This window comes from Streptomyces mayteni, from assembly GCF_054783955.1.
In genome coordinates, this window is the sequence record NZ_BAAGPR010000110.1 from 20,793 (window position 1) to 27,209 (window position 6,417).

Below are 6,417 nucleotides of genomic sequence, written 5' to 3' on the forward strand. Positions count from 1 at the left end.
ACGTCGAACGGTGAGGAGAGTCCATGCGCTGGAACAACCTGAGCGATGGCCCGACGGCCACCGCGCCACCCGCGCTGTTCGGCACGGACGTGGTCACCAGGACCTTCGACACCCCGGAATTCCGGGGCATCACGTTCCACGAGGTGCGGGCGAGGTCGATCGTCAACCGGGTCCCCGGCGCCTCCCGGATGCCGTTCGAGTGGACGATCAACCCGTACCGGGGCTGCTCCCACGCGTGCGTGTACTGCTTCGCGCGCAAGACGCACAGCTATCTGGATCTGGACACCGGCATCGGCTTCGACACCCAGATCGTGGTGAAGGTCAACGCGCCCGACCTGCTGCGCCGCGAGCTGGCCTCGCGGCGCTGGCACGGCGAGCACATCGCGATGGGCACGAACGTCGACTGCTACCAGCGGGCGGAGGGCCGATACCGGCTAATGCCCGGCATCATCGGCGCGCTCCGGGACTACGCCAACCCGTTCTCGATCCTCACCAAGGGCACGTTGATCCTGCGGGACCTGGAACTGCTGCGGCAGGCGGCGGCGGTCACGGACGTCGGCATCTCGGTCTCGGTCGGCTTCGTGGACCAGGCGATGTGGCGCACGATCGAACCCGGCACGCCGGCGCCGGAACGGCGCCTCGACGTCATCCGCCAACTGACGGACGTCGGCATCCCCTGCGGCGTGCTGATGGCGCCGGTGATCCCCAATCTGACGGACGCGCCGGCGCAGCTACGGGAGACCGTGCGGGCCATCGCGGCGGCCGGCGCCCAGTCGGTGACGCCACTCGCGTTGCACCTGCGGCCGGGCGCGCGGGAGTGGTTCATGCAGTGGCTGGCCGCGCACCACCCGAGGCTGGTCCGCAACTACGAGGTCATGTACGGAGGGGGCGCCTACGCCCCCAAGTGGTACCAGCGGCGCATCACCGGCCAGGTGCACGAACTGGCCGCCGAATACGGCATCGGCCCGGCCGCGAGGCCGGGATCCCACCGGCGGATACCGGAGGTTCCGGCAGAACCGGAGCCGACCCAGCTCACCATCCTGTGAGAGCCTCCGGCCATGCTGCTATCGATATCCGAGACGGGCTGGGTCCTGATCGCCGTCGTCGCGACCGCGTTCTTCATGCTGATCATGCGGGACTTGCTCAGGGATGTGAAGACCGCCAGACGATCCAGACCCGCGCCCTACGTCGTACCAGCGGTGCTCGGTGGCCTTGTCATAGTGGCGATCCAGTCGGCGCCCCAGCCCGCTTCGGTACTCCTCTTCCTGTACAGCGTCGCGTTCTTCTCCGTCCCGGTCGCCCTCCTCCCGATCCGCAAGCGCCTGACCGAGGCCACGAACGCGGGCGCGGCGCGACCCGACGGACTCGTGACGGCCTGGCTTGTCGGCTTCCTGTCCGTGGTGTGCGTGGCCAGCACGATCGTGCTGATGACCCAGGAGGTCACGACTCCCTGAGGCGCGCGACGAAAGCCGCCCACGCGGGCGCGGCGAACGTCACGACGTCCCCGGAGGGGACCTTGCTGTCGCGCACCGGAAGTATGCCGGCCAGGCCGTCCATCACTTCAACGCAATCGGCACCATCACCGTTGCTGTAGCTCGACTTGCGCCACCGGATGTTCGCCGGCCTGGGTCTGCACATCGCTGAACTCCTCCACCGCCTGCTGAATCACGTCTACAGACGTCTCCGGAGAGAGCGCCTTCGCACGCACCAGATCGTAACGAAAGCCCAGGCCCTCCACTTCGTCCCGCGCTTCGACCAGATGCCCGGACTTCACACCCTCCATGTAGGCCATGTCCTGGTCGTTCGTGAACGAGAGCATAGTCAAGGAGCCATCCTGGAGGGCGTGTTCCCCCGCGCTGAATGGCAACACCTGCACGACACAGTTCGGTCGCTTGGCCATAGCGACCACATGTGACAGCTGGTCGGCCATGATGTGCGCACCACCGACCGCACGTCGCAGAACCGCCTCATCGAGCACCACCCAGTACAGCGGCGGCTTCTGCGCGGTCAGGATGCGTTGCCTGGCCAGCCGGGCCACAACCAGCTCCTCGATGCGCTCGGCGGGCGCCGTGGGGTTGAACGCACTGATCAACGCACGCGCGTAGTGTTCCGTCTGCCACAGCCCGGGCACCGTCTGGACCATGTACTTGTGCATCTTGCTGGCTTTGGCTTCCAGCTCCATGAAGCGCCGGACGTAGTCCGGGAACACGTTGTGGTAGGCCGCCTCCCACAGCCGCTTGAGGAGACCGCCCGCGCCGAGCGCCTTGTCCAGCGCCACGATGAAGATCTCGCTGGGGAACTTCTCCGCCCGCTCGACTCGGCTGAGATACGTCTTGTCGCACGCCGCGATCTTGGCCACGTCGTTGAGGGACAGCTTCTGTTCCTCACGGAGGCGGCGGGCCTCGTAGCCCAGGAGGCCCCGGGGGGTGAGGGGCGGGATCACATCGCCGTGCCGCTGGTCCATCGGCCACTCCTTCGATTGCTTGCTGCATGGGCCACGTCAAACCCCTGCCCAAGCTAGTACCGCAGGGTCATGCTGGAGCCACATTCCGTGAAAACGAACCCGAAGGGGAACCAGCCATGACGACGACCGCCGAGCGACTCAGGGATGCGGAATCGGCCGCCGAGGAGGTGCGGTTGGCGCTGGCGGATGTCGGCGTCGTGCTGCCGTCGCTCCGTGTGGACCTCGCGTCCTGCACCGCCGAGGCCAACCGGCCGCTCGTAGACCTGGGGTGCTGCAACCTGGCGATGGCCCGCAAGCTGGCGTCCGTGCTCCGGGGGTGCGCCTGATGGCGCCGGACCGGCGGCCGTCGCTGGAAGCATTGCTGCGGCAGGCCAACGCCACCAGCGACCGCAACCGTCGCCACACGATGGGCGGTTACCCGATCCTCGGCCGCTCGCTGCTGGTCAGCGAGCCGGACCGGGCGGCGGACGCGCCGGCGATGACCCACCGTATAAGGTGCGAGACCTGCGGCCAACGGTCGCCGCGGCACGTCGAGTTCGGGCGGGTCCAGGACTGGCAGTTGCGGCACGCGGCCGCCAATCCGACGCACCACAGCTACATGGAGACCCTGACCCGCCCCTGGGTCGTCTCGCCGAGGCAGTAGGGCCGGCGAGTGGGAGGAAGAAGCCATGGTCGGAGGGATCGACGGACTGCTCCGCGAGGTGAGACGCCTGGCGTCCGGCAGCTCCGAGCCGGGTGCCGGCGGAATCCTGGAGTGGCTGCACCGGCAGACCGGCGCGCAGGTCGGGCTGATCGCGGAGGACGACATCGGCACGCTCGAATCGTCCACCGCGGGTTTCCCCCGGGAGATCCTGCCTCCGCTCGCCCCGCTGCTCGCCCGGTTGTCCGGCGGGCAGGTCGCCGCGGCGGCGACCAGGGCCGGCGCCTGGCACGTGCACGGTGAAGCCCTGGACGCGCACGACGCGCGCCTCGTGCTGGTGACCGCAGCCCGGTCACCGCTGAGCCAGGAGACGGTCGCGCTGGCCTCGCACACCGGCAGCGTCCTCACGCTGCTGCGCCGTGCCGAGGACGGCGAGCGGACCTGGCACGGGTACCGGCACAAGGCCCGTCAGGTGCGGTTCGCCGTGTTCTCGGCGCTGCTCGCGGGGGATGTGACGCTGGCCCGCCGCATGACGACCGGTGGCGTGCCGCCGTTACTGGAGACCGATCGGCTACGGATCCATCTCCTCCACTGCCCGCCGCCGCAACGCGCCCGGGTCGAGCGGGCGTTCCAGGATCCCTCCGGCTACCACGGCGCGGATCTGATGGTCGAGTGTCCCATCTTCCACGAGCACCTGATCTGCCTCGTCGCCGAGGGTCAGGCCGGCGGCCACGGCGAGGCGCTGCGCCGCCTGGCGCGGGACACGCCCGGGTACGCGCTCGGCATCAGCGGCCCGCATCCGCTCAGCGCGACGGCCAGCGCGTACAGCCAGGCCGCCCACGCCCTGGCCGCCGCCCGCGCCACGTCCAACCGGGTGGTCTCCCACCAGGGGCACACGGATCTGGAGCGGGTGCTGCCCCGTGGGCCCGCACTCGCCTGGGCCCGCTCCGTGGTGCGCCCGCTGGTACCCCTGTCGCCGCTCACCGCCGACGTCACCCGCATGCTGATGGCCGTGCCCCGAGGTGCCGTGTCCCAACTGCTCAACATGAGCCGCAACACCGTCACCGCCCACATCAGACGAGCGGAACAGAGTCTCGACCTGGATCTGGCCGATGTCCGCTCCCGGGCCACCCTCCACCTGGCCTTCGTTCTCTCCGCTTCCGCCGCCGGGCCCGAGCCCGACGAGCCGCGCACGCCCCCGGCCCTGGACGACCTCCTGCGCGGCGAACGTCCGGTCGCCTGGGCACGGACCTTCCTCCGTCCGCTGCCGGCTCCACAACGCACCACCCTTGAGGCGTGGATCGACGCCAACACCGACGCCCAGGAGGCCGCCCGCCGCATCGGTATCAACCGCAACACCGTCCGCGCCCACCTACGCACGGCCGAGGCCGTGCTCGGCCGTGACCTGCTGACCACCGGCGTCGGCCTCCACGACATCGTCCACGCCCTCCGGATCCACGCCGCCCGGGGTCTCTGAGCCTGGTGCACAAAACGCGCGAAGAAGTGCGCGCCGTGCACTTTGAATCGGGGATATTCCCCCTTCTACCGTCCTGCTGACGAATCATCTACCGCGTCGGGCACGACCTGGCGTGGTTGTCGATCGCCCAGGGGGCCTGATGATCAGGACGGTGTTCCGGTCGGCCGACGTGTCGGCCGGCCCCGAGGTCTACCACCTCGTCTTCGTGATCCACGGGACGGCCGAGAGCGGCGTGTACCTGCTCGACGACGCCCAGCCCGCCCAGGACGCCGGCACCACCTCGGAGTTGGTGAAGCTGGACGTACCGCACCTGGAGAGGGCGGTGATCGACCTGCTCGCCAGCACGCTGGAGACCAGGTCGGCGGAGCCCCCGGGCCAGGCCCACGCCCTCGCGCTGCGCGTCCAGGCGTTCGTCCGGCGCCACCTGGGCGATCCGGACCTGTCCCCTGGGACCATCGCGGCGGCCCACCACATATCCGTCGGCTACCTGCACCGGATATTCCGGACTCTCGGGCACGACACCACCCTTGCCGCCTGGATCCGCCACGAGCGGCTCGAAGGCGCTCGCCGTCAGCTGGCCGACCCCGCGCACCGGGCAGTGCCCGTGCACCGGATCGCCGCCCGCTGGGGTTTCACCGATGCCGCCGTCTTCTCACGGACCTTCCGCGCGGTCTACGGCTTGCCCCCGAGGGACTACCGGGTGGGCGCCACGCGGGTGACGGAGCGTCAACAAGCCGGGTGCCCCGCGTCAACGACTTCCGACGGCCGAGCGTCCAGGCTCTGAGGCGTGCCTCGGCAGCCGGATCGGCAGCCGCACCCGGAAGGAACTCACCGCATGAACCGTCATCGGTCAGGTCGCCGGCGGACCGGTTCCCGCACGATCCTGGGAATCACCGCGACCTTCGCCGTCCTGGCGAGCACGGCCCCCACCCCCGCGCAGGAAGACGAGGCGTCCGCGAAGCAGCCCCCGCCCTACGCCCTGGTGCGCGAACCGCCGCCGGCGAAGAACTGCCGCCGGTTGTGGAAGTTCCCGAAGCGGTCGTGACCCCGATCCGTGCGTCAGTGGCGTGAGGCGGCCCGCTTCGGCGTGGCTATCCGGACCCGCTGCTCCACGGGGGCGCTCTCGAGGTCGTCGAGTTGGGCGACGATCGTGGTGCGCAGCTCGTCGTAGCTCGCGAAGGAGTGGTCGTGGAAGAGGGCGTGGCCCGACCACATCAGGTTGGCGCAGACCCGGGCCGGCACCCGGCCGGTCCTGGCGCCCATGCCGACGAGGGCCACCGAGCGGATGCCGCCCGGCGCCTTCGCGTTCTGCCGGTGGATCGCCTGGAAGGCGGCCGCGCAGGCCAGGGCCACGTTCAGGGTCTCGCTGACGTTCTGCGACGACGACTCCATCGTCGGCGTGGAGATCAGGAACCTCGGCTTGACCGCCCCGGACGGCACGCACACCGCGCTGCCCACGGGGAGGGCCCCGGCGAACTCGCTCCTGATCGCCTTCTGCACCCGCAGCTGGATGCCCGCGCCGAGGTACCGCTTGATGACCGCGTCCACCCCGCCGTCCATCCGGCCACGGGAGTTGGTGGGGCTGACCCAGGCGTCGACGTCCTCGTCGAGGATCGAGCCGGTGCGGATCTCGATCTCGGGGCTGTCGGCGAAGGCCGCGCGCCACGCCTCCACCACTGCGGAGTTGGTGTCGATCAGCACCACCCTGAGCGGCGACTGCGCGTGGTCCACGGTCATGGTTCCATACCTTTCTTCATGTGGGTTTGAGCTGGTCCTTCGTAAGATCAGCGGACCCGGGGACCCTGGGGGTGGCTGTCATGGTTTAGCCGATGTTGT

10 protein-coding genes are annotated in these 6,417 nt (G+C 69.8%); 7 read left to right on the plus strand and 3 right to left on the minus strand.

Features of this window, described 5'->3' with window-relative positions:
* The first annotated feature begins 23 nt into the window (after positions 1-23).
* Together ACYVPE_RS32575 and ACYVPE_RS32580 are read left to right on the plus strand one after the other, a co-directional pair.
* Complete coding sequence (locus ACYVPE_RS32575) at positions 24-1,046, plus strand: Rv2578c family radical SAM protein (protein ID WP_461037388.1); 1,023 nt, start codon at positions 24-26, stop codon at positions 1,044-1,046.
* 12 nt (positions 1,047-1,058) lie between these two features.
* Positions 1,059-1,454 (plus strand): hypothetical protein, encoded by a 396-nt coding sequence (locus ACYVPE_RS32580; RefSeq protein WP_461037389.1) that lies wholly within the window; start codon positions 1,059-1,061, stop codon positions 1,452-1,454.
* On the opposite strand, the gene ACYVPE_RS32585 is transcribed toward ACYVPE_RS32580, so the two are convergent.
* Together ACYVPE_RS32585 and ACYVPE_RS32590 are read right to left on the minus strand one after the other, a co-directional pair.
* Positions 1,441-1,638 carry a DUF397 domain-containing protein gene (locus ACYVPE_RS32585; RefSeq protein ID WP_461037390.1) on the minus strand — a complete coding sequence of 66 codons (198 nt, stop codon included), beginning with the start codon at positions 1,636-1,638 and terminating at the stop codon, positions 1,441-1,443. The genes ACYVPE_RS32580 and ACYVPE_RS32585 overlap by 14 nt on opposite strands.
* The gene (locus ACYVPE_RS32590) at positions 1,580-2,464 is read right to left on the minus strand and encodes a helix-turn-helix domain-containing protein (RefSeq protein WP_461037391.1); all 885 of its coding nucleotides are present in this window, start codon (positions 2,462-2,464) and stop codon (positions 1,580-1,582) included. Before ACYVPE_RS32590 ends, ACYVPE_RS32585 begins: the two co-directional genes overlap by 59 nt.
* A gap of 116 nt (positions 2,465-2,580) precedes the next feature.
* Between ACYVPE_RS32590 and ACYVPE_RS32595 the strand changes: the two genes are divergently transcribed.
* The 5 genes from ACYVPE_RS32595 to ACYVPE_RS32615 all read left to right on the plus strand — a co-directional run bounded on the left by ACYVPE_RS32595 (position 2,581) and on the right by ACYVPE_RS32615 (position 5,626).
* The gene (locus ACYVPE_RS32595) at positions 2,581-2,790 is read left to right on the plus strand and encodes a hypothetical protein (RefSeq protein ID WP_461037392.1); all 210 of its coding nucleotides are present in this window, start codon (positions 2,581-2,583) and stop codon (positions 2,788-2,790) included.
* On the plus strand, positions 2,790-3,107 hold the full coding sequence (locus tag ACYVPE_RS32600; RefSeq protein ID WP_461037393.1) for a DUF7848 domain-containing protein: 318 nt from the start codon (positions 2,790-2,792) through the stop codon (positions 3,105-3,107). Before ACYVPE_RS32595 ends, ACYVPE_RS32600 begins: the two co-directional genes overlap by 1 nt.
* Before the next feature lie 25 nt (positions 3,108-3,132).
* Complete coding sequence (locus tag ACYVPE_RS32605; RefSeq protein ID WP_461037394.1) at positions 3,133-4,581, plus strand: helix-turn-helix domain-containing protein; 1,449 nt, start codon at positions 3,133-3,135, stop codon at positions 4,579-4,581.
* Positions 4,582-4,720: 139 nt separating this feature from the next.
* On the plus strand, positions 4,721-5,365 hold the full coding sequence (locus ACYVPE_RS32610; protein ID WP_461037395.1) for a helix-turn-helix transcriptional regulator: 645 nt from the start codon (positions 4,721-4,723) through the stop codon (positions 5,363-5,365).
* A 51-nt stretch (positions 5,366-5,416) separates the two neighbouring features.
* Positions 5,417-5,626: a hypothetical protein gene (locus ACYVPE_RS32615; protein ID WP_461037396.1), complete on the plus strand. Its 210-nt coding sequence runs from the start codon at positions 5,417-5,419 to the stop codon at positions 5,624-5,626.
* A gap of 14 nt (positions 5,627-5,640) precedes the next feature.
* On the opposite strand, the gene ACYVPE_RS32620 is transcribed toward ACYVPE_RS32615, so the two are convergent.
* Positions 5,641-6,318, minus strand: coding sequence for a macro domain-containing protein (locus tag ACYVPE_RS32620; protein WP_461037397.1), 678 nt, complete (start codon positions 6,316-6,318; stop codon positions 5,641-5,643).
* Between the last annotated feature and the right edge of the window lie 99 nt (positions 6,319-6,417).

Coding starts and splice junctions, on each gene's coding strand:
- ACYVPE_RS32590 (WP_461037391.1), bottom strand. CDS start 2,464: ATGGACCAGCGGCACGGCGATGTGATCCCGCCCCTCACCCCCCGGGGC.
- ACYVPE_RS32585 (WP_461037390.1), bottom strand. CDS start 1,638: ATGTGCAGACCCAGGCCGGCGAACATCCGGTGGCGCAAGTCGAGCTAC.
- ACYVPE_RS32610 (WP_461037395.1), top strand. CDS start 4,721: ATGATCAGGACGGTGTTCCGGTCGGCCGACGTGTCGGCCGGCCCCGAG.
- ACYVPE_RS32595 (WP_461037392.1), top strand. CDS start 2,581: ATGACGACGACCGCCGAGCGACTCAGGGATGCGGAATCGGCCGCCGAG.
- ACYVPE_RS32605 (WP_461037394.1), top strand. CDS start 3,133: ATGGTCGGAGGGATCGACGGACTGCTCCGCGAGGTGAGACGCCTGGCG.
- ACYVPE_RS32600 (WP_461037393.1), top strand. CDS start 2,790: ATGGCGCCGGACCGGCGGCCGTCGCTGGAAGCATTGCTGCGGCAGGCC.
- ACYVPE_RS32620 (WP_461037397.1), bottom strand. CDS start 6,318: ATGACCGTGGACCACGCGCAGTCGCCGCTCAGGGTGGTGCTGATCGAC.
- ACYVPE_RS32615 (WP_461037396.1), top strand. CDS start 5,417: ATGAACCGTCATCGGTCAGGTCGCCGGCGGACCGGTTCCCGCACGATC.
- ACYVPE_RS32575 (WP_461037388.1), top strand. CDS start 24: ATGCGCTGGAACAACCTGAGCGATGGCCCGACGGCCACCGCGCCACCC.
- ACYVPE_RS32580 (WP_461037389.1), top strand. CDS start 1,059: ATGCTGCTATCGATATCCGAGACGGGCTGGGTCCTGATCGCCGTCGTC.